The sequence below is a fragment of the Bacillus massiliigorillae genome (assembly GCF_000380245.2).
Taxonomy (GTDB): Bacteria; Bacillota; Bacilli; order Bacillales; family DSM-1321; genus Bacillus_AD; species Bacillus_AD massiliigorillae.
The window spans coordinates 93,535-118,300 of record NZ_HG428742.1 but is presented as its reverse complement, the minus strand read 5'-3'; the positions used below and the strand labels follow the sequence as shown (position 1 = coordinate 118,300).

Below are 24,766 nucleotides of genomic sequence, written 5' to 3'. Positions count from 1 at the left end.
ACAATTTATGGAGGATTACATGATAAAGGATTCTCATTCAATACAAACAGCAAAAATATTGTCGTTTCATCCAACAGGAGAATATTATTTCTCTAAAGGATTACAAGCTTACCATCGTCGTGATTTATATAAAGCAAAAAAATATTTTGGAAGAGCATTTGAGCTAGAGCCTTTTGAGCCGATGATTGCATGCCAATTAGCTATTGTTTGCACAGATTTAGGTGAATATAGTGATTCGAATGTTATCTTAGAAGATATTATCTCACAATTAGATCCATATATGACTGAGTGTCATTATTTCCTTGCAAATAATTATGCACATCTTGGTTTGTTTAAAGAAGCATATCGACATGCGAATGAATATATAAACAAAGATAAGCATGGAGAATTTATTGAGGATGCAGAGGATCTTATAGAGCTCATTACATTAGAGAATAGTGAGACAGAAGAAAGTCTATTTGAGCAAGATACGTTAATTCATGAACAAGAAAAAGCAAGAGAATATCTTGAAACGGGTGATTTTGAAAAAGCAATTGATGTCTTAAAAGAGACCATTCAAAATAATCCGGAATTTTGGTTTGCCTACAATAATTTAGCGCTAGCTCATTATTATTTAGGACAACGTCAAGAAGCATTTCATATACTAGAGGAAGTGTTAGAGAAGAATCCTGGGAATTTGCATGCGCTATGTAATTTAGTAGTGTTCTATTTCTATGAGAAGAATGCAGAAGAAGTAGATGTAGTTGTAGCATCCCTTGAGAAGATTCGTCCAATTCTTCCGGAGCAGCAATATAAATTAGGTGCCACTTTTGCCTTAGTTGGTAAATTCGAACTAGCATATATGTGGTTAAAGCGTCTTCAGAAATCAGGCTTTGAAGGTGATGATACTTTCTATTATTGGTTATCTTACAGTTCGCATCATCTTGGTTATGAGCGAAGTGCCAAAAGCGCTTGGAAAAAAGTACTCACTATAAATCCTGATAAAGAAGGGTTAGAACCATGGGGAATGATTCATGCTAATTTAGAATCTTTTGAGCATCAAATAGATATTATTGTGAAAAAATTAGAAAGTGAACTAATCGAAGAGCGTCTTTTAGGTTTATTCTTATACAAGCATAGCTTTGATAAGAAACAATTAGCTCATCATTCGGCTATACTAAATAACGAACTTTTTTCAACGATTGAGAATAGTTATGTTCGCCTTATAAATAATGGTGATACAATAGAACCCATTGTTTATTTTATCGATGAAGTGGCAGAATTATTATATAAACAATATCATCCAATAACACTAATCGAATCTGGCTTATTTATTATCTGGTTTTCTGCTTATGAAGAAGCAAGGAAAGAAGGCATAAAGTTTTCCAATCCTTCAGCATGGGCAGGGGCGGTAGAATATGTGTGGAGTAAGATGACGAACGAACTGTTACTTCAAAAAGATCTTGCCGTAAAGTATGGTGTTTCTATTTCGACATTGCGTAAGTATGTAAAAATAGTGAACAGCTTACTATATTGAGCAGATTTTTGGACGTTATTTCCTTCGTTATATAGGATTAGAGTTAGGGTGTCTTGAACAAGCGGAAGGGAATAAAAAAGTTGATTTGAAGGAGTGACATGCATGTCTGAAGAAAAAATTTATGATGTTGTCATTATTGGTGCTGGACCGGCTGGAATGACTGCGGCAGTTTATACATCTCGTGCAAACCTATCTACATTAATGCTTGAGCGTGGTGTACCAGGTGGGCAAATGGCAAACACAGAAGAAGTAGAGAACTACCCAGGATTTGATCATATTCTTGGACCTGATTTATCTACAAAAATGTTTGATCATGCGAAAAAATTCGGTGCAGAATATGCGTATGGTGACGTTAAAGAAGTAATTGATCATAAAGAGTACAAAACAATTAACTGTGGCTCTAAAGAGTTTAAAGCTCGTTCAATCATTATTGCTGCTGGAGCTCAGTATAAAAAAATCGGTGTGCCAGGTGAGAAAGAGCTTGGTGGACGTGGCGTTTCTTATTGCGCTGTATGTGATGGAGCATTCTTTAAAAATAAAGAATTAGTTGTAATTGGTGGCGGAGACTCAGCTGTTGAAGAAGGCGTATACTTAACTCGTTTCGCTTCTAAAGTGACTATCGTTCATAGAAGAGATGAATTAAGAGCGCAAAAAATTCTTCAAGATCGTGCATTCGCGAATGAGAAAATCGATTTCATTTGGAATCACACAGTGAAGCAAATCAATGAAAAAGACGGTAAGGTTGGTAGCGTAACACTTGTTTCTACAGTCAATGGCGAAGAGCAAGAGTTTAAAGCTGATGGTGTATTCGTATACATCGGTATGGAACCATTAACAAAACCGTTTGCATCATTAGGTATTACAAATGAAAGTGGTTATATTGTTACAAATGAGCAAATGGAGACTAGCGTTGAAGGAATCTTCGCTGCTGGAGATATTCGTGAAAAGACGTTACGTCAAATTGTAACAGCAACAGGCGATGGAAGTATTGCGGCACAAAATGCTCAACATTTCGTTGAAGAATTACTAGAAGCTCAAAAAGCTAACGCGTAATACATTTGATTGTCATTGTCATTTAATTCCACTGTAACATGTATGAAATGTTTATTGGGTATGATAAGAAATACAGAATACCCCCTTTAAGTTTAAAAATATATGAGAGCACAGGTGTTGAACCTGTGTTCTTTTTTTGAAATGAAAGGAAGTAATGTGTTGCCCTCCTCTTGTAATAACAGTGCTTCAATGTTTTTTCACCATTTATAATTAAACAATAATAAACAGCCTTCTTTCAGAAAGAAACTAAAAATAGTATAATGAATGGAATACGATTTCTTGACAAATGTATAAATTAGATATATGGCATTATGTTACGGTAACGTCTTGAGGTGAAATAAATGCAGCGTGTGACCAATTGTGTATTAACAAAAGGTGATCAATTATTATTGTTACAAAAGCCCCGCCGTGGCTGGTTTGTTGCGCCAGGTGGTAAAATGGAACCAGGGGAATCTGTTAAGGATGCCTGTGTTCGTGAATTTAGAGAAGAATCAGGGATTTATATTAAGAATCCTAAAATAAAAGGTATCTTTACATTTATTATGAAAGAAGGCGATCAAGTTCAGTCAGAATGGATGATGTTTACGTTTGTGGCTGATGAATTTGATGGTCAACTGATTGAAAATAGTGAAGAAGGCAAGCTGTCTTGGCAAAATACAGCTGATTTAAAAGATTTACCGATGGCTGAAGGTGACTATCATATATTAGATTATATGATACACGGTAGCGGTCTAATTTATGGTACTTTTACGTATACACCAGATTTTGAATTATTATCTTACCGCCTAGATCCAAATTAATCGGTAATAATCAAAAAAAACGTCCTTAAATAGAGTATTTAGTATGAAAGGACTGGGGGGAACAGTATGAGTAACGAGCATAACAAAGACACTGAATTAGTAATAATTACTGGAATGTCAGGGGCTGGTAAAACAGTTGCTGTACAAAGCTTCGAAGATTTAGGCTATTTTTGTGTAGATAATCTACCCCCAACTTTACTTCCAAAGTTTTTAGAACTAATGAAAGAATCAGGAAGTAAGATGAATAAGGTAGCCCTTGTAATGGATTTACGAGGTAGGGAGTTTTTTGACTCTTTATTTAAAGCGTTGGACGAGATGTCAGAAACATCTTGGATGACTGCTCAAATATTATTTTTAGATGCTGATAATGCGGCTCTTGTACGTCGATATAAAGAAACAAGAAGAACGCATCCGTTAGCTCCTGCAGGCTTACCTTTAGATGGTATTCTTCTAGAGCGTAAGCTGTTAGAAGAATTAAAAGGTCGAGCTCAGATAATTTACAATACATCTGAATTAAAGCCGAGAGAACTTCGTGAAAAAATTTTAAAGCAGTTTGCTTCTAATAATCGTCCAGAATTTACTGTAAATGTGATGTCTTTTGGATTCAAGCACGGAATTCCAATTGACGCAGATACTGTTTTTGACGTTCGTTTCTTACCAAATCCTTACTATGTAGAACATATGAGACCGAAAACAGGATTAGATGAAGACGTTTATAGCTATGTAATGAAGTGGACTGAAACACAGAAATTTATTGAGAAGGTTACGGATTTATTAAGCTTTATGTTGCCTCAATACAAACGAGAAGGAAAAGCACAGTTAGTTATCGCTATTGGCTGTACAGGTGGACAGCATCGATCTGTCGCTCTCACGGAGTATTTAGGAAACTACTTTAAATCAGAATATCATACTACTGTTTCTCATCGGGACATTAAGCATAGAAAGGAAAAGAGTAATGACTAGTAACTCGCAGCAGCCAAAAATAGTCATTATTGGTGGAGGTACTGGTTTATCCGTTTTATTGCGCGGGCTAAAACAATATCCTGTAGACATTACTGCAATTGTAACAGTTGCAGATGATGGAGGGAGTTCTGGAAGACTTCGTGATGATTTAGATATTCCACCGCCTGGTGACGTACGAAATGTATTAGCGGCCCTTTCTGATGTTGAGCCATTAGTTGAACAAATGTTTCAACATCGTTTCGGACAATCAAATGAGCTATCTGGACATTCACTAGGAAATTTAATATTAGCAGCGATGACATCGATAACAGGGGATTTTGTTCATGCGATTCGTGAAATGAGTAAGGTTCTTAATGTAAGAGGGAAAGTACTACCTGCTGCTAATCAAAGTGTTGTTCTACATGCAGAAATGGAAGATGGCACTATCATTTCTGGAGAATCAAAAATTCCGTATTCAGGTAAGAAAATTAAAAGAGTATTTTTATCTCCTAATAATATTAAACCTTTATCGGAAACTATTGGAGCTATTAGACAAGCCGATTTGATTGTCCTAGGGCCAGGAAGTCTTTATACTAGTATTTTACCAAACCTTTTAGTTCCAAATTTGGGTAAAGAGGTTTGTGCAGCGAAAGCGAAGAAAGTGTATGTCTGTAATCTAATGACCCAAGCAGGTGAAACGCTAAATTACTCAGCGAGTGATCATGTAAAGGCCATTTATGAACATTTAGGTTGTGCGTTTTTAGATACAATTCTTGTTAATGCAGAAGAGGTGCCACCACAAATGAAGCTACGCTATAAAGAAGAATTCGCTCAGCCTGTTCATTTTGATGTGGCTAAGCTTTTAGAGTTAGGCTTAGATGTATTACAAGAACATATTATGACGTTTGAAGATGAGTATATTCGCCACGATACAAAAAAAGTTGCGAATTTATTATATAAAATGCTTCAGGATGAAACCAAAGCTATGTTTGGTTCGTAAATAACAGCAGAAGCTTATTAATGCTGTATCATTTCCTAATAGAGAGTAAATGAATGAAAGAAGTCAGGAGGTGAGAGTGTGTCATTTGCTTCTGAAACAAAGAAAGAACTAACGACTCTAGAGCTTAAGGATTGTTGCTCGAAAGCAGAACTATCCGCATTAATAAGAATGAATGGATCGCTCTCATTTTCTAATCGTCATTTAGTGATTGATATTCAAACAGAGAATGCGGCTATTGCAAGAAGAATTTATACACTGCTGAAGAAGAACTATGATGTAAGTGTAGAGCTATTAGTTCGAAAGAAAATGAAGTTAAAGAAGAATAATATTTATATTGTGCGCTTCTCTGAACGTGCGCAAGAAGTATTAATGGACTTAAAGATTTTGGGTGATGGTTTTACAATAATCCATAATATTTCAGAGCAATTAGTTGCTAAGAAATGTTGTAAGCGTTCATATTTAAGAGGGGCATTTCTAGCGGGTGGATCGGTTAATAATCCTGAAACATCCTCTTATCATCTTGAAATTTATTCATTATATAAAGAGCACAATGATGCACTTTGTGAATTGATGAACGGCTTTGATTTAAAAAGTAAAACTCTCGAAAGAAAAAAGGGCTATATTACGTATTTAAAGGAAGCCGAAAAGATATCAGAGTTTTTACGAATTGTAGGGGCTAATCTAGCCATTTTACGATTTGAGGATGTTCGAATTGTTCGTGACATGAGAAACTCAGTTAATAGGCTTGTAAACTGTGAGACAGCCAATTTGAACAAGACGATAGGTGCTTCTCTACGTCAAGTAGAGAACATTCAATATATCGAAGAAACGGTAGGCCTAAGCATGTTGCCTGACAAGTTACGTGAAATAGCGGAACTGCGCGTGGCCTATCAAGATGTAACATTGAAAGAGTTAGGTGAAATGGTTTCAGGCGGAAAAGTCAGTAAATCAGGGATAAATCATCGTTTGAGAAAAATAGATGATATTGCCAATAAGCTAAGAGCAGGAGAAACAGTTTACTGACACAAGAATTAAGGGGGAGAAGAGATGATTGAGAAACAGGTCGAGGTTCGTTTGAAAACAGGATTGCAAGCAAGACCTGCTGCAATATTTGTGCAGGAAGCAAGTCAATTTTCATGTGATGTGTTTTTAGAAAAAGACGGTAAAAAGGTAAATGCAAAAAGTATTATGGGGCTTATGAGTCTTGCGATTGGTTCAGGAACAGTTATTACATTATGTGCTGATGGTAAAGATGAAGAAAAAGCTGTCGAATTTTTGGAAGCGTTTGTAGATAAAGAAGTACTATAATTAAGAAAAACCCCGATTAGCTATTTTGCTAATCGGGGTTTTTTACAGTGTCCCCTTTTGGATTAGAAGTAAACATAAGAAGCAAATTCTAAATCCAAAAGGACCGGTGACGGTTTTTCTTATTATTTGTCTTTTTTATCTAATTCATTGCGAGTAAGAATTTTGTCGATTAGACCATATTCTAATGCTTGATGAGCTTCCATGAAGTTATCACGTTCTGTATCTCTTTGAATAACTTCAAGAGGTTGACCAGTACGATCAGATAAGATTTGGTTTAGCTTATCACGCAAGTGTAGAATACGACGAGCTGCAATTTCGATTTCAGTAGCTTGACCTTGAGCTCCACCTAGTGGTTGGTGAATCATCACTTCACTATTTGGAAGAGCGAAACGTTTGCCTTTCTCACCTGCTGCAAGAAGGAACGCTCCCATTGAAGCTGCCATACCGATACAAACGGTAGATACTTTTGGCTTGATGTATTGCATTGTATCATAGATTGCCATACCAGCAGTAATGCTACCACCCGGGCTGTTTATGTAGATTGTGATGTCTTTCTCTGGGTTTTCAGCTTCTAAGAATAGTAGCTGAGCTACAATTGAGTTGGCAACATTATCATCGATTTGGCTACCAAGCATAATGATACGGTCTTTTAGAAGACGAGAGTAAATATCATATGCACGCTCTCCACGACTCGTTTGTTCAATAACTGTAGGAATTAAATTCATCGTTTGTTCCTCCTCAAATAGAGAATGTTTAAATACATTTCTCAACGTAATCGTTGTAACAATATGATACACTTTTTGGTCAATTTAGGTCAAACAAAAGAATTGATGTGTAGTCATATTTTATTCGACAACATATGTGTATGTACGTAAGTTCTTTACCATGATACCCAAAGTACGGTGTTTTAAACGTGTTAGCTATTGATATACGTAGGTTTATTTAGAAAATATACATGTAAACTTATCATGTTCGGAGTTAATTTTTAATAAAATTAACAGGATTTTCCTTAGCGCGTATTGAACATGTTAAGTATGGATGTAATGAGATATGCTTTGGGAATGTATATATCAGGGAGGAACGGCAATGGATATGAATGATGTGCAAAAACAAAGCTTTACTCTAAATCGTTATACGTTAGAAAATGGACATTCTATTTCAGTGACATTAGGTTATGAGACATATGGTGAGCTGAATGAAGAGAAATCAAATGTCATCTTAATTGCTCATTTTTTTAGCGCCTCTAGCCATGCTGCTGGAAAGTATGGACCCGAAGATACGATTCCTGGTTATTGGGATGATTTAATTGGTCCAGGCAAAGCCATTGATACGAATAAATATTTTGTTATTAGTACAGATAATCTTGCTAATGTTCAGTGGAAGAATCCTACTGTCATCACAACTGGCCCTCGTTCTATTAATCCTGAGACAGGGAAGAGATGGGGGATGAGTTTTCCAGCGTTTACATTTAGAGACATGGCTGGTATTCAGCATACGTTCCTAACAGAACAATTAGGTATTCATAAGCTTCATGCAGTAATGGGGGCTTCTGCCGGAGGGTTTATTTCGTTACATTGGGCTGTTCAATATCCTGAAATGGTGGAGCGAGTTATAGGAGTTATTACAAATCCACAAAATCCAACTATTACATCATTCAATGTTTTGCAACATGCCATGCGTACGATTGCGCTTGATCCAAACTGGAAGGATGGAAATTACGAAGAAGACCGAGAACCAACGGAAGGTTTATATTTAGCTATCCAAATGATGAATGTAGGAGCGTTTTCCCCAGAATTTTATGAGGAAATGTATAAGCGAGATAGTAGTGAGCAAGAGCCATATAATCATCTACATGTGAAAACGGCTTATGAAGAGCGATTATATAATACTATTAAAGCTACATCTTCTTTCATTGATGCTAGCCATTGGTACTATACTTGTCGAGCAACGATGATGCATGATATAGCGCACAACGAAGGTTCGTTAGAGGCTGCATTACATAAGATTCAGGCAAAGGTATTGATGATATCTTGTACTAGTGATTTGCTTCAACCTACTGTGTTTAATCGTCAAATGATTCAAACGATGAAGAAGTGTGGGAAAGAAGCTGAATTATTTGAATTTGATAGTTTGAAAGGGCATATGGGAGGCGTACTAGATACGCATTTATTTAAGAATCAAGTTACAACATTTTTAGATAGATAAAACCGTTTACCTTAATAGTTATGATTTTGTGTGGCGCTTCGTGTCTTTTCTTTATTGCAATGTTTCTATAACTGAAATATAATTAACAGCAGGTCATAAAATTTGTCCCTGTGGTGTAATGGATAGCACGTAAGATTCCGGTTCTTGAAATGGGGGTTCGATTCCCTCCAGGGGCGTACTAACAATGAGAGAGAAACCTTCTTTATCCTTTTTCGGAGGAAGAAGGTTTTTTTATAAGATGAAATTAGTACTAAGTTTTAGTACCAGATATAAGTATGGATGTAAACTATTTTCTGAAAATAGTCAATCCTTTTATTGATAATTTTACATCTGATTATTGTTTATTTTTCGACAAAATTCATATAAAATAATAGAAAATGAATATTCATAGTGCATTATCCTACATTTGCGGCATATGAATAATTGTAGGAAAGCGGTTTCAAATTATACTTTTGTCACTTTGTTTCTCAGAATTTGTAAAATTGAGAAGAGGAGGTACAGCCATGAACTTAAAAGCAGGTTTATACCAACAGCAAACATTAAAGCTCGCCATGACACAGGAATTAAGTCAAGCGATTGCCCTTTTACAATACTCTACGCAAGAATTAGCTTCATATTTAGAGAATAAAGCTACTGAAAACCCTCTTATTTCTCTAGAGAGTCGTGATACAACTGTCGATTATAGAAAGAAAAGCTCCAAGAAACAGAAACAGGAATCAGATCCTAAATACTGGATTGAACAAATTGGAGAAGTAAAGATTTGTTTAGAAGATCATTTAATGTCACAGGTGCATCCTAAATTACTAACAAACGATGAGAGGAAAATATTAAAGCATCTGATACGTAATTTAGATGAAAATGGATATTTTCGAGTAGAATTACATGATATCGCTTTAGAGGTAAATGAATCGGTAGACCATGTCGAACAAATCTTGTTTGTGCTCCAAGGGTTAGAACCAGCTGGAGTTGGAGCAAGAAGCCTACAAGAATGTCTCCTATTACAAATCCAAAGGCAAAATAGCCATCCCCTCGCTTACGATGTGATTAATAATTTTTTCATTCCCTTTGCAGAAAAGAAATGGAAACTAATATCGAAGGATTTAAAAATCTCACTAACGGAACTTCAAGAAGTATTTGATTTTGTACAAACTTTACAACCTAGACCTTGTGCGAGATTTTCAAACGAAAAACCATCCTATATTGTTCCGGATGTAGTCGTAGAATCAATCGAAAATACGTTACATGTTCGACTTGCAGATGATCTCATATCAAAAGTGAAACTAAATGAAGGCTATTATAAAGATATGAACAATGTAGGAGATAAACAGGTTAATCGTTTCTTACAAGATAAATTTCAAGAATATCAATGGATTATGAAAAGCATTCAACAACGGAGAGAAACTATTTTGCGAGTTATGACTGCTATTACAGAAAGACAACCAGACTGCTTAACAAAAGGTTTTGCATACTTAAAGCCAATGACAATGAAAGAGATTGCGGATGAGTTGAATATACATGAGTCTACTGTTAGTAGAACAGTAAAAGACAAATATGTGCAAGCTCCATTTGGCACTGTTGAGATGCGCGAGTTTTTCTCTTCTAGTCTTCAATCATTAAGCAGTGAGGATGTTTCAGCTAAAGAAGCTAAAAATGCTATTCAAACGCTTATAGCTAACGAAGATAAGAAAAAACCATTATCTGATCAAGATATTTCAGAGGTGTTAAAACAAGAGAAAAGCATTATTCTTTCCAGACGTACGGTTGCTAAATATCGTGATCAGCTAAATATCCCTTCTTCTTCTAAAAGAAAAAGATTTTAAATATGAAAAGGTGAATACTGTGTCTGTTGAGTTACAGTTATATTCTAAGAAAAATTGTCATTTATGTGATATAGCGAAGAAAGAACTTGAATTACTAAAACAACGTGTCGGTATCACTTATCAAGAAATCGATATTTATAATGATGACCAGTTACTTGAGAAGTATGGTTTAATGATTCCTGTGGTAGAATATAAAGGAGAAATTATCCAATATGGCCGTGTGGATTGTGAAGAAATACAGAAATTTTTGAAAAATAGAAATTAAGTAAAATAGGCATTTGGTAGTTGAAAAAACAAGTTCCCCTTGTTAGAATGTAAGCAAGACAAGGGTGAATTTTTTTTGGATGCGGTGGGACAAAAAACGTCTAACGTGGACAAAAGTCGTCCATAAATTATTTTAAGGAGAATAACTCCATGCAGACATTAATAAATATCCAAAAAAGATTATTGCCAGACTTGTTGGAAGTTATGCAAAAAAGATATGGCATCCTACATTACATACGATTTATGCAACCGGTAGGAAGACGTAGTTTGGCGCATAGTTTAAATCTAACTGAGCGCGTAGTACGTAGCGAAGTAGAATATTTAAAACAGCAGAATTTAATTGAAATCCATAGTAGTGGAATGTCATTATCTGCTGACGGCTTAGAGCTTTTAGAAAAGCTTGATGGTGTAATGAGAGAGATTTCAGGTATTGACCAGATTGAGAAGGAATTACAACAAAAGCTTGGAGTAGAAGTAGTACTTGTAGCTGGAAATAGCGATGTGTCACCGTGGGTGAAAAGTGAACTTGGAAAAGCAGGAGCTTTGCGAATGAAAAAGTCACTTTCGGGGGAAAATATCATAGCTGTTACTGGTGGTACAACAATGGCTACTGTTGCAGATATGCTCAAGCCAATTCCAGAGAGCAACAATATTTTATTTGTACCTGCTCGAGGCGGGCTAGGTGAAGAAATGAAAGACCAAGCCAATACGATTGTATCTAAGATGGCGGAAAAAATGAACGCTTCTTATAGAGTGTTATATGTACCAGACCAAATTAGTGATGAATCGTACGCCACAATTATGAAAGAACCTTCTATTAAAGAAGTTACTTCATTAATAAAAGATGCTGATATCATAATTCACGGTATCGGAGAGGCTTCCGTGATGGCAAAAAGAAGAAATACAACAGAAGTTGTCATGAAAAAAATCAAAGATGGGGAAGCTGTTGGAGAAGCATTTGGTTATTACTTTAATGAACATGGTCAAATAGTTCACAAAGTACAAACTGTAGGCATTCAGCTTGAAGACTTAGATCACGCCAAAGAAGTAATCGCCGTTGCAGGTGGAACTTCAAAAGCGAAAGCAATTGGAGCTTACATGCAAAGTGCCTCACGCAACACTATTCTTATCACGGATGAAGCAGCAGCAATAGAGTTATTAAAGGGTTAATCCCTTTTATATAAAAAATAAAAACTTATGCAGTTCCTAATTAAAAGGAGGAAACTACAAATGGCAGTAAAAGTAGGTATTAATGGATTTGGTCGTATCGGACGTATGGTTTTCCGTGCGGCATTAAAAAACCCAAACGTTGAGGTTGTTGCAATCAATGACTTAACAGATGCAAACATGCTTGCGCATCTTTTACAATACGATTCAGTTCACGGAATCTTAGAAGAAAAAGTAACTGTTGATGGCGATTCAATCGTTGTAAATGGTCACAAAATCAAAATCATCGCTGAGCGCGATCCAGCTCAAATCGGTTGGGGAGATCTTGGTGTAGAAGTAGTAGTTGAATCTACTGGTCGTTTCACTAAGCGTGCAGACGCTGCTAAACACATCGAAGCAGGCGCTAAAAAAGTTATCATCTCTGCTCCAGCTAATGGCGAAGATATCACAATCGTTATGGGTGTTAACAATGAGCAATACGATGCATCTAAACACGATGTAATCTCTAATGCTTCTTGTACTACTAACTGTTTAGCTCCTTTTGCTAAAGTTCTTAACGATAAATTCGGTATCGTTCGTGGTATGATGACTACTGTTCACTCATACACAAATGACCAACAAATTCTTGACTTACCACACAGCGACTACCGTCGTGCTCGTGCGGCTGCTGAAAGCATCATCCCTACAACTACTGGTGCTGCAAAAGCTGTTGCTCTAGTATTACCTGAATTAAAAGGTAAATTAAATGGTATGGCTATGCGTGTTCCAACTCCAAACGTGTCTGTTGTAGACTTAGTTGTTGAGTTAGAGAAAAACGTAACAGCTGAAGAAGTAAACGCTGAGCTTAAAGCTGCTGCTGAAGGTGACTTAAAAGGTATCTTAGAATACAGCGAACTTCCATTAGTTTCTCGTGACTACAACGGAAACACTCACTCTTCTTCTGTAGATGGTTTATCTACAATGGTAATGGAAGGAAACATGGTTAAAGTTCTTTCTTGGTACGATAACGAAACTGGTTACTCTAACCGTGTTGTAGACTTAATCGACTACATCGCTTCTAAAGGTCTTTAATTTAACCTAAACGTTTCAAAAACATTATGAACCAATATAAGAACATATTGGATAAAATGTGCTGTTGAGACTATAATATAAAGAGAAAAAGGGGAGAGGGGAAAATGCCCCTTTCCCTTTTTCTTATTCTAATGAAATCTTTCAATAAATATAGAAAGTAATCGGTGCCTTTGCCAATAGCCGAGAACTTCTAATTTAGATGAAAATGACTAGTTTTTGAAACAATGGGAACCGTAAATACATACGTAAAACTTTTCCTATCTGTTATCATTTCTTATAATGCAAAAGGAGGATCTTTTTAGCATGAATAAAATGAGTATTAAAGATATTGATGTAAAAGGTAAACGCGTATTTTGTCGAGTGGACTTTAACGTGCCAATGCAAAATGGTGTAATCACTGATGACACGCGTGTTCGTGCTGCACTACCAACTATCCAGTATTTAATGGAGCAAGGTGCAAAAGTTATTTTAGCAAGTCACATGGGTCGTCCAAAAGGACAAGTAAACGAAGATATGCGTTTAACTCCTGTTGCGAAAAAGCTTAGCGAACTTCTTGGTAAAGAAGTAGCAAAAGCTGATGAAGCATATGGTGAAGCTGTAGAAGCTCAAATCGCACAAATGAACGAAGGCGATGTATTATTGCTTGAAAACGTTCGTTTCTACCCTGGTGAAGAGAAGAATGATCCAGAATTAGCAAAAGCATTTGCTAACTTAGCTGACATCTTCGTAAACGATGCATTCGGTGCTGCTCACCGTGCGCATGCTTCAACTGAAGGTATTGCGAAATTCATCCCAGCAGTATCTGGTTTCTTAATGCAAAAAGAACTTGATGTTTTAGGAAAAGCTATGTCTAATCCAGAACGTCCTTTCACTGCTATTATCGGTGGAGCAAAAGTTAAAGACAAAATCGGTGTAATTGAAAACCTACTTGATAAAGTAGATAACTTAATCATCGGTGGTGGTTTAGCTTATACGTTCATTAAAGCTCAAGGTCACGAAATTGGAACATCTCTATTAGAAGAAGACAAAATCGAACTAGCTAAATCTTTCATGGAACAAGCGAAAGAAAAAGGCGTTAAATTCTACATGCCAATCGATGCAGTAATCGCACCTGAATTTGGCGAAAATGTAGAGGCTAAAAATGTTGATATCGATGCAATTCCAGCTGACTGGATGTCACTTGATATCGGACCAAAAACAGCAGCTCTATATGCAGATGTAATCAAAAACTCTAAATTAGTAATCTGGAATGGACCTATGGGAGTATTTGAATTTGATAAGTTTGCTAACGGAACTAAAGCTGTTGCTGAAGCATTAGCAACTTCTGATGCTTACAGTGTTGTTGGTGGAGGAGATTCTGCAGCAGCTGCTGAGAAATTCAACCTTGCTGACAAAATGTCTCACATTTCTACTGGTGGTGGCGCTTCACTTGAGTTTATCGAAGGTAAAGAGCTTCCAGGTGTAGTAGCATTAAACGACAAATAATTAAAATAACAAACAAAAATGCTTAAGTTATGATTATTCTTTTATATAATGAAAGAAGTGTACAAAATATACTTCGACTTTGCCCGTAGGAAGTATCATTTTGTGAAGCTTTTACCATTCATATGAAGCATATTGTAATTTTGGCAGAATGTTTATTTAACATAGCTGTACGAATAATCATTACATACTTGTTAAGGGCCCTAACTTGTTATGGTATGAATCGAGCAGTTTGTTTCACTATGGAAAGGAAGGTACACAAATGCGTAAACCAATTATCGCTGGTAACTGGAAAATGAACAAAACACTTTCTGAAGCAATGAGCTTTGTGGAAGAAGTGAAAAATGTAGTTCCTTCAAACGATGCAGTAGAATCAGTAATCTGTTCTCCAGCATTATTCTTAGGACAACTTGTTGAAGCAACAAAAGGTACTAACGTTAGTATCGGTGCACAAAACATGCACTTTGCTGAAAATGGTGCTTTCACTGGTGAAGTAAGCCCTGTTGCACTTGCTGATCTTGGCGTTAAATACGTTATTCTTGGACACTCTGAGCGTAGAGAAATGTTCGCAGAAACAGACGAAACAGTTAACAAAAAGACTCTTGCTGCATTCAAACATGGTTTAACTCCAATCGTTTGCTGTGGTGAAACATTAGAAGAGCGCGAAAGTGGAAAAACAAACGAACTTGTAGGAGCTCAAATCGAAAAAGCTCTTGCTGGTTTAACAGAAGAACAAGCTAAAGCTACAGTTATTGCTTATGAGCCAATCTGGGCAATCGGTACTGGTAAATCTTCAACAGCAGCTGATGCTAACGAAGTATGTGCTCATATCCGTTCTGTAGTAGCTTCTCAATTCTCTACTGATGTAGCAGAAGCAATCCGTATCCAATACGGCGGAAGCGTTAAGCCTGAAAACATCAAAGAATACATGGCAGAAGCAGACATCGACGGCGCATTAGTTGGTGGAGCAGCTTTAGAACCTCAATCTTTCCTTCAATTATTGGAGGCAGGTAAATAATGAGTAAGGCTCCTGTTGCTTTAATTATTCTTGACGGTTTTGGTCTTCGTGATGTTACCGAAGGAAATGCGGTAGCGCAAGCTAAAAAGCCTAATTATGATCGTTACTGGAACAACTTCCCGCATGCTACTTTACGTGCAGATGGTGAATTCGTTGGTCTTCCAGAAGGTCAAATGGGTAACTCTGAAGTTGGTCACTTAAATATCGGTGCAGGCCGAGTAGTGTACCAAAGTTTAACTCGTGTGAATGTTGCTATTCGTGAAGGCGAGTTCGAAAAGAACGAAACTTTCGTTGATGCAATGGATCACGTGAAAAAAAATGGTACAAATCTTCATATATTTGGTTTATTATCAGATGGTGGAGTACATAGCCATATTGATCATATGTTTGCTCTTCTTCGCTTAGCAGCTGAAGAAGGTGTGAAAAATGTATATGTTCATGGTTTCTTAGATGGACGTGATGTTGGTCCACAAACTGCTAAAAAATACATCGAAGAAACTGAAGAAAAAATGAAAGAATATGGTGTAGGGAAATTCGCAACGATTTCCGGTCGCTATTATAGCATGGACCGCGATAAGCGTTGGGAGCGTGTGGAGAAGTCTTACCGTAGCATGGTTTACGGTGAAGGTCCTGCTTACACGTCTGCAATGGATTGCGTAGATGATAACTACAAAAACGAAATCTATGACGAGTTCGTACTGCCATCTGTTATTACTAACGAAGATGGATCACCAGTTGCAACAATTCAAGATAACGATGCAGTTATTTTCTATAACTTCCGTCCTGACCGTGCAATTCAAATTTCTAATACGTTCACTAATGAAGATTTCCGTTCATTCGATCGTGGACCTAAAGCACCGAAGAACTTACACTTCGTATGCTTCACTCATTTCTCTGAAACAGTTAAAGGTTATGTAGCTTTCAAACCTACAAACCTGGATAACACATTAGGAGAAGTACTATCTCAGAATAATCTAAAACAGCTTCGTATTGCTGAAACAGAGAAATACCCTCACGTAACATTCTTCATGAGTGGTGGTCGTGAAGCGGAATTCCCTGGTGAAGAGCGCATCTTAATCGCTTCTCCTAAGGTTGCAACGTACGACCTTAAGCCAGAAATGAGCGCTTACGAAGTAACGGATGCACTGCTTGCAGAAATCGCAGCAGATAAATTCGATGCAATTATTCTAAACTTTGCTAACCCTGATATGGTTGGACATTCAGGAATGCTTGAGCCAACTATTAAAGCGGTTGAGACAGTAGATGAGTGCTTAGGTAAAATTGTTGATGCCATCCTTGCAAAAGGTGGACAAGCAATCATTACTGCTGACCATGGTAACTCTGATGAAGTAGTTACTCTTGAAGGCAATCCAATGACTGCTCATACAACAAATCCGGTTCCTGTAATTGTTACGAAAGAAAACGTGACACTTCGTGAAGATGGAAAATTAGCTGATTTAGCACCAACAATGCTTGATTTATTAAAAGTAGAAAAGCCTGTTGAAATGACAGGGTCTACATTAGTAAACAAATAATAATAACTTACATTTAAAGGAGATTTTTTAATATGCCATACATTCAATTCGTATACGGTCGTGAAGTACTTGATTCTCGTGGAAACCCAACTGTAGAAGTAGAAGTAATGACTGAGTCAGGTTACTTCGGACGCGCTTTAGTACCTTCAGGTGCATCTACTGGTGAATATGAAGCAGTAGAATTACGTGACGGAGACAAGTCTCGTTACCTTGGAAAAGGTGTTCTTAAAGCAGTAGAAAACGTAAATGAAATCATCGCTAAAGCTGTAATCGGCATGGACGTAACTGACCAAGCTGGTATCGATAAAGTTATGATCGAATTAGACGGAACTGAAAACAAAGGTAAACTAGGTGCTAACGCAATCCTTGGTGTATCTATGGCTGTTGCACACGCTGCTGCAGATTCAGTAGGTCTTCCATTATACCGTTACCTTGGTGGATTCAACGCTAAGCAACTTCCAACTCCAATGATGAACATCATCAATGGTGGATCTCACGCTGACAACAACGTTGACTTCCAAGAGTTCATGATCTTACCAGTTGGTGCTCCAACTTTCAAAGAAGCAATCCGTATGGGTGCTGAAGTATTCCACGCTCTTAAATCAGTTCTTTCAGCTAAAGGTCTTAACACAGCTGTAGGTGATGAAGGTGGATTCGCTCCAAACCTTGGTTCAAATCGTGAAGCTTTACAAGTAATTATCGAAGCAATCACTAAAGCTGGCTACGAAGCTGGAAAAGATATCTTCTTAGGTATGGATGTTGCTTCTTCTGAGTTCTACAACAAAGAGGCTGGCACTTACGATCTAGTTGGAGAAGGCCGCACTGGTTTATCTTCTGAAGATATGGTTAACTTCTATGAAGAGCTTTGCAACGAATTCCCAATCATCTCAATCGAAGATGGTTTAGATGAAAACGACTGGAATGGTCACAAATTATTAACTGAGCGTATCGGTGAAAAAGTACAATTAGTAGGTGACGATTTATTCGTTACAAACACTAAGAAGTTAGCTGAAGGTATTGAAAAAGGAATCTCTAACTCAATCCTAATTAAAGTTAACCAAATCGGTACTTTAACTGAAACTTTCGAGGCAATCGAAATGGCTAAACGTGCTGGTTACACTGCAGTTGTTTCTCACCGTTCTGGTGAAACAGAAGATGCTACAATCGCTGACATCGCTGTTGCAACTAACGCAGGTCAAATCAAAACTGGTTCTATGTCTCGTACAGACAGAATCGCTAAATACAACCAATTATTACGTATCGAAGACGAGCTTGGCGAAACAGCTATCTACGATGGCGTTAAATCTTTCTACAACATCAAGCGATAATTGTAGGATTTCATAAACAAAAGCTCTCATCTGTGATAATGCCTTTGCCAATTCGTTGTCATGGATGAGTTGCTTAAATAAAAAAACAGCCTATATTTCAGTAGTGACTCATTGTTGAACCTACTGAATATAGGCTGTTTTTTTATCATGAAGTTTATTGGTTCGAAATACCCGTTAATTGTTGGTCTATATAAGACAAAAGTTTGGAGATTATTAGTCTGTTCATGTCACGAATGTTACAATCGACACTAAAACGGTATAGAAATGTAATAAAAATAACATGTTGAAACATGTAGAAATATGTTAAAGTTTGATTGGCGGGAGGTGGTCCTAGAAAATTAATTTTTGTAATCTTTTCAACTCTATATAAAGAGTTCTTGAAAAGGTATTTATTTTCTAGAAAGCGAGAACTAATGTGAGTAAAAATATAAATGAGACTAAAAAAGGTACACCTAAAAAGAAAATATTGAAATGGGTATTAATTTGTTTAATGATAGTAGTTTTAGCTGTAGCGTGTTATGGAGCTTATGTTTTTGTAAAAGTAAAAGGAGCCCTTGATAATTCAACAACTGATATAGGAAGAAAGGGAGATAAGTCAGAACTGAGAGAGCAAGCTGTTACTTTCGGAAAAGACCCCATTTCCATCTTATTATTAGGTATAGAAGATTATACTAGTGATAACAAAAATGGACGAGCAGATACGCAAATTGTTATGACGTTAGATCCTGAATCTAATGAAATTAATATGATTACAGTTCCAAGAGATACAAGGGTCGATATAGAGAATGCAGGCAAATATTCTGGAATCCATAAGATTAATGCTGCATATAGTTATGGGTCAATTACAGATTATGGAGCAGTTAAATTACAAATGGAAACCGTTGAAAAACTTTTAGACGTTCCAATTGATTATTATATGACGGTCAATTTTGACGGGTTTCGTGACATAGTAGATGCTCTTGGTGGAGTAACAATTGATGTTAAAAAAGAATTTTGGGAAAAGAACTTTTATACAAATAAAAAAATTGAGTTTAAGCAAGGAGAACAACATTTATCTGGGGAAGAGGCTCTTGCGTTTGTACGGATGAGAAAAAGAGCTGTGGATGCTTCGTATTCAAGAGATGAAAGACAAAGACAATTCTTAGAAGCAACGGTTGACCAAGTTATTTCTGCTGGAACAATCTTTAAAGTAGGGAAAATAACAGATATACTCGGTAAAAATGTAAAAACAGATTTAACGGCAAGTGAAATCTATGATTTACAAAGACGATATTTAACATCAGATAATTTATCTGTTAAATCTATTGAAATCAAAGGTGAGGATCAAACGATAGATGAAGCTTCATATTTTATAGCTGATGAGGAAAGTTTACAAGAAGTTAGTCAAAAGATAAGAAGTGTGCTGAAACTAGAACCTAGCACTGATTTCACTACTAATGCAGATTTTGTCCAATAATATTAATATATAGCATAAACACCCTATGATAAGCAGAATCCCTAGGAGGAACTGCTTGTAGAGGGTGTTTTTGTGTTTAAACATTTTAGCATTTTGTTCGAAGTGTAAAATTATTTCTAATATATTGTGAATAATAGATATATTTCGTTTTTCCTCGATATGAAGTAGTAAAATAGGTTTATAAAGTGTTTGAAGGAAGTTACTAGTAAATGAAGAGGGAGCGATAGAAATGAATAATGAATCATCTTGTACAAATAATAAATTAGGCGTTGTTCTCATAGTTATTGGTGTAATAACCATCATCCCTGTCGTTGTTGCTATTATAATGAAAAATAAAAAATCATCATAAAGAGAAGATGGCTGATGCAGTCTCTTCTTTATAAATAAGTTATTCAAAACAGCTTATATTCTGTAGTGATTCTTCATCGAACCTACGGAGTATAAGCTGTTTTTGTTGTGAAGTTTAGTATGTTTTTACGGTTTAGATGATAGAAAAGTTAACTAGTTTAAAGTCAAATGATAACCTAAACAATTAGTAAAAAGTTGATGCTATTATCTAAATTTTTTCACAAAAACGACACCAGGAAACTATAGTAAGTTTTTTAGTTTCGTGATATTATTTGATTGTAGAAAAAAACAAACAAACTTTTAACGGTACCTGCTAAAAGGAAAGTTTAGATTATACAGTATTCATATCATTTCATAGGGGGAATTTATTATGACTAGCTGGGTAGAACAGATCCCAACTGAAAAGATAATTGAATGGAGAAGACATTTACATCAAAATCCTGAATTATCCTATAAAGAATTTGAAACATCTCAATTCATTTACGATACATTATCAACGTTTCCTAATTTAGAAATTATTCGTCCTACAGAGACAAGTGTTGTAGCGATATTGGAGGGTGGAGCTGGAGAAGGTAAAACTATTGCACTACGTGGAGATATGGATGCACTACCAATTATGGAGGAAGCGGATGTCGAGTTTAAATCTACAAAAGATGGAATCATGCATGCATGTGGTCATGATACACACGTTGCAATGCTACTAGGAGCTGCAAAAGTCCTTTCAAAAATGAAGGATGAAATAAAAGGTAAAGTGAAATTTATTTTCCAACATGCTGAGGAGATGGTACCTGGTGGAGCTCAAGAAATCGTTGATGCAGGTGTTCTAAAAGATGTAGATGAAATATACGGAATTCATATTTTTCCAACAATGAAAGCAGGCTCACTTGGAGTGGTAACAACTGGGTATGCAACAACAGCTGCAGATGGATTTTTCTTAAAAATTCAAGGTAAAGGGTCTCATGCTTCAACACCTGAATTATCAATCGATCCAGTTGTAGTTGGTAGTCAGCTAGTATTAGCATTACAAACAATTGTTTCTCGAAACGTGAAACCAAGTGAAATGGTCGCCTTAAGTATTGGAGAATTCCATAGTGGACAAGCAGCTAATATTATTGCCGATACAGCTAGATTAAGTTGCTCTATTCGAACTATTTCAGAAGAAGCACGTGATCTTGTAGAGAAAAGAGTTAAAGAAATTATTGAAAATGTAACAGCTGCATACGGAGCTACATATGAATTAGATTATGTACGTGGTTATTCAGCGCTTTATAATACACCAGAGTTAGCACAAAAAGCGGTAGCTTCTGCGACAAAAGTATTAGGCGAAGAATTAGTATATGAATCACCAATGTTGATGGGTAGTGAAGATTTCTCAGCTTATACGAAAGTAGGACCTGGTTGCTTCATGTTCCTTGGAGGCGGTACTGATGAAGACGGATGTGGTTACTTCAATCATCATCCTAAATTTAAAATAGTGGAAGAATCCATGTTTAATGGAACGAAAGTTGAAGTTCAGGTAATTCTCGATCTATTAGGGAAATAATAAACTTAATATTCATATTATTATGAATTATAGTTGTTGTCGATTGTGAAGTTTATAACATGTGTGTATTAATGTCTATTTAGTTGAAAGGAGATTATGCTTTATGGATTGGTTCGAACAAATTCCAACAGAAAAAATTGTTGAATGGAGAAGACATCTACATCGTAATCCAGAATTGTCCTTTAAAGAATTTGAAACATCTCAATACATTTATGATACGTTATTAACATTTCCAAATTTAGAATTGGCAAGACCTACTGCGACAAGTGTTGTAGCTACATTGGTTGGAGGAGCTGGAGAAGGTAAAACAATTGCTCTTCGCGCGGATATGGATGCCTTACCAATTCAAGAAGAATCAGATGTCGAGTTTAAGTCAACGAAAGATAATGTTATGCACGCTTGTGGTCATGATACCCATGTTGCGATGTTGCTTGGAGCAGCAAAGGTTCTCTCTGAAATGAAAGATAAGCTCGCTGGAACAGTGAAATTTATTTTTCAACATGCTGAGGAACAAGTACCAGGTGGAGCTCAAGAGCTTGTTGATGCAGGCGTTTTAAAAGATGTCGATCAAATCTACGGCATTCATATTTTACCTAAATTAGTTGCAGGTTCACTTGGTGTTGTAACGACTGGTTATGCGACAACAGCAGCCGATGGCTTCTTCTTGAAAATTCAAGGTAAAGGCTCACATGCTTCAACACCAGAGCTGTCAATTGATCCAATTGTTGTTGGTAGTCAAATGGTCATGGCATTACAAACAATTGTATCGCGAAATGTAAAGCCAAGTGAAATGGCAGCGTTAAGTATCGGGGAGTTTCATAGTGGACAAGCAGCAAATATTATTGCAGATACAGCTAGTCTAAGCTGTTCAATTCGAACAACATCTGAAGAAGTGCGTGATTTAATGGAAGAACGAGTGAAAAAAATTATTGATCAAGTTGCTTCAACTTACGGTGCAACATATGAACTTGATTATATTCGTGGTTATTCAGCTTTATATAATACACCTGAACTTGCTCAACTTGCTAAAGCATCAGCAATTAAAGCACTTGGTGAAGAGTTAGTATATGATTCACCAATGTTGATGGCAAGTGAAGATTTCTCAGCTTATACAAAAGTCATTCCAGGTTGCTATATGTTTCTAGGTGGCGGACTAGATGAAGAAGGTTGTGGTTTCATGAACCATCATCCAAAATTTAAAATTTTAGAAGAATCTATGGTGAATGGAACGAAAGTTGAAGTCCAGCTAATTCTTGATTTGTTAGGTAAACAATAAACTTACCAAATTGCGAATATTCATAATTATTAATGTTCCTCCCTTTGCTTTTTATATAAATCTCTCTCTTGTTTTGATTAATAAAACAAGAGAGAACGTAAAAAAAGAGTTTTACTAGATTTTAAAGTTTATAGATGAATGAAATTATACATGTTTTCTAAAAGATAAGGATGGTGTTTAAAATGGCTAAAGATAGAAAGATATTTTATGGATGGTGGATTGTATTAACGGCCTTTATGTCTATGACTTTTCTATTTACACCAATTGTTAACTTAATCTCTTTCTTTACTGATCCAGTTTCACAAGAACTCGGAGTTAGTAGATCGCAATTTACATTGTATTTTACAATTGTAACTTTGGTCGGTATGGTAGCAGGTCCATTTGGTGGCAAAATGCTGAAAAAAATTGATGTAAGGGTTCATATGACTGTATGTACAATTCTTGGTGCATTATCATTTATCGGTTTTTCATTCGCTACAAATATCTATGTCTTTTATGCATTAGCAATAATTCAAGGTATTGCACTTGTAGCAGGATCTGTTGTTCCTTCCTCCGTTTTGATTACTAACTGGTTTAATGAGAAACGTGGATTAGCTTTAGGTATTGCTTTATCTGGTAGTGGATTTGGTGGTATTATCCTAAGTCCAGTAATCAATTCTGTGTTAAGTGCATTTGGTTGGAGAACAACGTATTTAATTATTGGGATTGTGATTATCGTTACAATTGTTCCACTTACTGCATTTGTTATTCGATTCCATCCATCTGATAAAGGTTTAACACCACTTGGAGACGCACCTGTTGTAAATGCTAAGAAACCGGTTTTAGCAGGGATGAATCAAAAGGATGTTTTAAAAACACCATCATTCTGGGTTCTATGCTTAGCAATCGTTGTAACTGGTATTGTTGTAAATACAATGATTATTAACTTAGCTCCGTTTTTAACAGATATCGGTGCTACTACTCAAAGAGCGGCGTTTCTATTGTCTCTAGGTTCAGCTATGGTTATTATTGGTAAACTCCTAGTTGGTAGAATGTTTGATAAATTAGGCGTTAGTATTATGATACTTATTCTTGGTGTAGGGAATATCTTAAGCTTTATATTCCTAAAAAATGCTGATGCTGCAATTCCTGGTTTTCTTTATGCAACCTTCACAGGTTTAGGAGCAACAGCACTTACAATCGCTCCATCTTACCTTACAGCTTATTTATTTGGTGAAAAAGACTTTAGCTCTATCTTTGGTACAGTTTCTCTATTCTCTTCTGGCGGAACAGCATTAGCACCAATCTTTGGAGGAGTGGTTTATGGTATTAATCACTCATATGGATTAGTTCTAAATGTGTTAGTTGTACTTTCTGTTGTAAGCTTTAGCTTATATTTACTAGCTGTTAAGATGAAACCAAAACAAGCTATGAAAGCAGTTCCGGCTGCTACTCAAAATAGTCATTAATTGAAGGGGACATTAGGAGATAACATAAACTTTTAGGATCATTTTGTTAAGGAATATAATCAACAAGAGCATCATCATGGATTTACAAATGATCTTATACAAGTAAAGCTAACTGCGATTAATCAATGATTAGTTGTAGTTAGCTTTTTTTATGAATAGGGAAAAGAATTGTATATTGAATAGAAG

General features: G+C 36.2%; 21 protein-coding genes and 1 tRNA gene. 21 read left to right on the top strand and 1 reads right to left on the bottom strand.

The features are described 5' to 3' along the window. Window positions 1-19: 19 nt before the first annotated feature. The 7 genes from TX86_RS16860 to TX86_RS16830 all read left to right on the top strand — a co-directional run bounded on the left by TX86_RS16860 (window position 20) and on the right by TX86_RS16830 (window position 6,619). Entirely contained in the window at window positions 20-1,516 is a 1,497-nt protein-coding gene (locus tag TX86_RS16860) for a tetratricopeptide repeat protein (RefSeq protein WP_042350725.1), read from the top strand. Between the two features lie 102 nt (window positions 1,517-1,618). Beyond that, a complete protein-coding gene (gene trxB, locus TX86_RS16855; RefSeq protein ID WP_042350724.1) occupies window positions 1,619-2,569 on the top strand; it encodes a thioredoxin-disulfide reductase in 951 nt (316 codons plus the stop codon). 341 nt (window positions 2,570-2,910) lie between these two features. Beyond that, on the top strand, window positions 2,911-3,369 hold the full coding sequence (locus TX86_RS16850) for an 8-oxo-dGTP diphosphatase (RefSeq protein ID WP_042350723.1): 459 nt from the start codon (window positions 2,911-2,913) through the stop codon (window positions 3,367-3,369). A 66-nt stretch (window positions 3,370-3,435) separates the two neighbouring features. Beyond that, window positions 3,436-4,332, top strand: coding sequence for an RNase adapter RapZ (gene rapZ, locus TX86_RS16845; RefSeq protein ID WP_042350721.1), 897 nt, complete (start codon window positions 3,436-3,438; stop codon window positions 4,330-4,332). After that, on the top strand, window positions 4,325-5,311 hold the full coding sequence (mgfK, locus tag TX86_RS16840; RefSeq protein WP_042350720.1) for a gluconeogenesis morphogenetic factor MgfK: 987 nt from the start codon (window positions 4,325-4,327) through the stop codon (window positions 5,309-5,311). Before rapZ ends, mgfK begins: the two co-directional genes overlap by 8 nt. Window positions 5,312-5,389: 78 nt before the next feature. Next, a complete protein-coding gene (whiA, locus tag TX86_RS16835) occupies window positions 5,390-6,334 on the top strand; it encodes a DNA-binding protein WhiA (protein ID WP_042350718.1) in 945 nt (314 codons plus the stop codon). 24 nt (window positions 6,335-6,358) lie between these two features. Continuing rightward, a complete protein-coding gene (locus TX86_RS16830) occupies window positions 6,359-6,619 on the top strand; it encodes an HPr family phosphocarrier protein (RefSeq protein WP_042350717.1) in 261 nt (86 codons plus the stop codon). Between the two features lie 122 nt (window positions 6,620-6,741). Here the strand turns inward: TX86_RS16830 and clpP are convergent, their stop codons facing one another. Then, complete coding sequence (clpP, locus tag TX86_RS16825) at window positions 6,742-7,389, bottom strand: ATP-dependent Clp endopeptidase proteolytic subunit ClpP (RefSeq protein ID WP_268258265.1); 648 nt, start codon at window positions 7,387-7,389, stop codon at window positions 6,742-6,744. 322 nt (window positions 7,390-7,711) lie between these two features. Here clpP and TX86_RS16820 point away from each other — a divergent pair, with 322 nt between their 5' ends. The 14 genes from TX86_RS16820 (at window position 7,712) to TX86_RS16755 (ending at window position 24,580) form a co-directional block, all read left to right on the top strand. After that, a complete protein-coding gene (locus tag TX86_RS16820) occupies window positions 7,712-8,824 on the top strand; it encodes an alpha/beta fold hydrolase (protein WP_042351186.1) in 1,113 nt (370 codons plus the stop codon). Window positions 8,825-8,928: 104 nt separating this feature from the next. Beyond that, window positions 8,929-9,000, top strand: a tRNA-Arg gene (locus tag TX86_RS16815). Between the two features lie 327 nt (window positions 9,001-9,327). Continuing rightward, window positions 9,328-10,644, top strand: coding sequence for an RNA polymerase factor sigma-54 (gene rpoN, locus TX86_RS16810; protein ID WP_042350714.1), 1,317 nt, complete (start codon window positions 9,328-9,330; stop codon window positions 10,642-10,644). A gap of 19 nt (window positions 10,645-10,663) precedes the next feature. After that, window positions 10,664-10,909 (top strand): glutaredoxin family protein, encoded by a 246-nt coding sequence (locus TX86_RS16805; protein ID WP_042350712.1) that lies wholly within the window; start codon window positions 10,664-10,666, stop codon window positions 10,907-10,909. 149 nt (window positions 10,910-11,058) lie between these two features. Further along, window positions 11,059-12,078, top strand: coding sequence for a sugar-binding transcriptional regulator (locus TX86_RS16800; RefSeq protein WP_042350711.1), 1,020 nt, complete (start codon window positions 11,059-11,061; stop codon window positions 12,076-12,078). A 60-nt stretch (window positions 12,079-12,138) separates the two neighbouring features. Further along, a complete protein-coding gene (gap, locus tag TX86_RS16795; RefSeq protein WP_042350709.1) occupies window positions 12,139-13,146 on the top strand; it encodes a type I glyceraldehyde-3-phosphate dehydrogenase in 1,008 nt (335 codons plus the stop codon). Between the two features lie 303 nt (window positions 13,147-13,449). Beyond that, window positions 13,450-14,631, top strand: coding sequence for a phosphoglycerate kinase (locus TX86_RS16790; protein ID WP_042350707.1), 1,182 nt, complete (start codon window positions 13,450-13,452; stop codon window positions 14,629-14,631). Window positions 14,632-14,890: 259 nt separating this feature from the next. After that, window positions 14,891-15,646 carry a triose-phosphate isomerase gene (gene tpiA, locus TX86_RS16785; RefSeq protein WP_042350706.1) on the top strand — a complete coding sequence of 252 codons (756 nt, stop codon included), beginning with the start codon at window positions 14,891-14,893 and terminating at the stop codon, window positions 15,644-15,646. After that, window positions 15,646-17,181: a 2,3-bisphosphoglycerate-independent phosphoglycerate mutase gene (gene gpmI, locus TX86_RS16780; RefSeq protein WP_042350704.1), complete on the top strand. Its 1,536-nt coding sequence runs from the start codon at window positions 15,646-15,648 to the stop codon at window positions 17,179-17,181. Before tpiA ends, gpmI begins: the two co-directional genes overlap by 1 nt. Before the next feature lie 32 nt (window positions 17,182-17,213). After that, entirely contained in the window at window positions 17,214-18,509 is a 1,296-nt protein-coding gene (eno, locus tag TX86_RS16775; RefSeq protein WP_042350703.1) for a phosphopyruvate hydratase, read from the top strand. 415 nt (window positions 18,510-18,924) lie between these two features. Further along, window positions 18,925-19,965: an LCP family protein gene (locus TX86_RS16770; RefSeq protein WP_042350701.1), complete on the top strand. Its 1,041-nt coding sequence runs from the start codon at window positions 18,925-18,927 to the stop codon at window positions 19,963-19,965. Between the two features lie 718 nt (window positions 19,966-20,683). Next, window positions 20,684-21,856: a M20 metallopeptidase family protein gene (locus tag TX86_RS16765; protein WP_042350699.1), complete on the top strand. Its 1,173-nt coding sequence runs from the start codon at window positions 20,684-20,686 to the stop codon at window positions 21,854-21,856. Between the two features lie 103 nt (window positions 21,857-21,959). Continuing rightward, the gene (locus TX86_RS16760; RefSeq protein ID WP_042350698.1) at window positions 21,960-23,132 is read left to right on the top strand and encodes a M20 metallopeptidase family protein; all 1,173 of its coding nucleotides are present in this window, start codon (window positions 21,960-21,962) and stop codon (window positions 23,130-23,132) included. 182 nt (window positions 23,133-23,314) lie between these two features. Beyond that, complete coding sequence (locus tag TX86_RS16755) at window positions 23,315-24,580, top strand: MFS transporter (RefSeq protein WP_042350696.1); 1,266 nt, start codon at window positions 23,315-23,317, stop codon at window positions 24,578-24,580. Window positions 24,581-24,766: the final 186 nt, after the last annotated feature.